The sequence below is a fragment of the Pseudomonas syringae genome, assembly GCF_002157375.1.
In the GTDB taxonomy this organism is placed as follows: Bacteria; Pseudomonadota; Gammaproteobacteria; order Pseudomonadales; family Pseudomonadaceae; genus Aquipseudomonas; species Aquipseudomonas syringae_T.
This window is the reverse complement of the sequence record NZ_MTSA01000003.1, coordinates 24,631-25,746: the sequence shown is the minus strand read 5'-3', so window position 1 is coordinate 25,746 and position 1,116 is coordinate 24,631. Positions and strand designations below refer to the sequence as shown.

At 57.0% G+C, this 1,116-nt stretch carries 1 protein-coding gene; it reads left to right on the top strand.

The features are described 5' to 3' along the window. The first annotated feature begins 438 nt into the window (after positions 1–438). Positions 439–1,056 (top strand): aspartyl/asparaginyl beta-hydroxylase domain-containing protein, encoded by a 618-nt coding sequence (locus BW686_RS03865; RefSeq protein ID WP_084914370.1) that lies wholly within the window; start codon positions 439–441, stop codon positions 1,054–1,056. Positions 1,057–1,116: the final 60 nt, after the last annotated feature.

Sequence of the window (1,116 nt, the reverse complement as noted above, 5' to 3'; positions counted from 1 at the left end):
TTGGGATCACCTGTATCGCGCAGTCAGTGAAGGCTCGTCTCGTCCGGTGGGCCGGCCGGCTGCAATGCGGGCTGTGCCCATGAACGCGACGAATCATGAAGGTCAATCAAAAATCGTTTCGGCGGTTGCAGTCAGTGATCCGTTGAAGCGGACGGAACATGCGTGACTGTGCAGTTCCCTCGTTCTCGAATCCCGGGCGCGACCGGCAAGCAATGACTGAAAATTAGAGGATCACCCGGGGACTGTCTGTCGTCGGAAGCAGGGACAAACTCAAGGCGTATCGCGTGGGTACAAGGCGGGCGTTGTAACCAATTCCTATGGCAGACAGCCTCAGTTGGCGCAGGTCAAATAGCCTGATCGCTGCGCAGGTGCGTCGCGATTCCGGCGACCTCTCTGCGCAGGAAGGTCGTTGACTCCAATGCTGATGAAGGAGGTGCCATGCGCCCGTCGTTCTATGAACCCAGCCGTTTTCCGCAACTTGCAGAGCTGGCCAATCATTGGGAGGTCATTCGTGAGGAGTTTCTCGCCCTCAACGCCCCCACACTCGAAATCAACCGCGTCAACAAGTCCATCACCGAGCTTGTCGAAGAAATGACCGCTCATATCAATGAGGGCGGCGAATACGGCTGGTTGTGGGGATGGGGGGACAACGACCAGTTGATCACCAAATGGACCCAGTACGCGCTGGTGGCCTACGATCAGGCCATCCCTTACGCTCAGGCCGCCATGCCGCGCACGCTCGAATTGTTGAGCAAGACGCCGGGCATCAAGCTGTGTGCGTTGTTGCGACTGGAACCCAATGTGTTTCTGGGCACTCACTCGCACGGCGACACGTGGGCAGAGGGCATTCTGCACATGCAACTGACCATCGATGCCCCCGAGCAGAACAATTACAACTACCTGAACGTCAACGGTGAGTTCCAGCAGAGCAACAACGGCAACCTGATGATCTTCGACGGCTCGCTTGACCACTTTGCGGTCAATGCCTCAACGTCGGTCAGGACCGTGATGTACATGGAATTCGAACGTGAACAACACATGGTTGGCCACGCCTGATTCCAGCTGTCCGGAATAAACGCACCTCAAGAAAAGGCTCCAGGCGATCATCCTCCGCCT

Coding starts and splice junctions, on each gene's coding strand:
- BW686_RS03865 (WP_084914370.1), top strand. CDS start 439: ATGCGCCCGTCGTTCTATGAACCCAGCCGTTTTCCGCAACTTGCAGAG.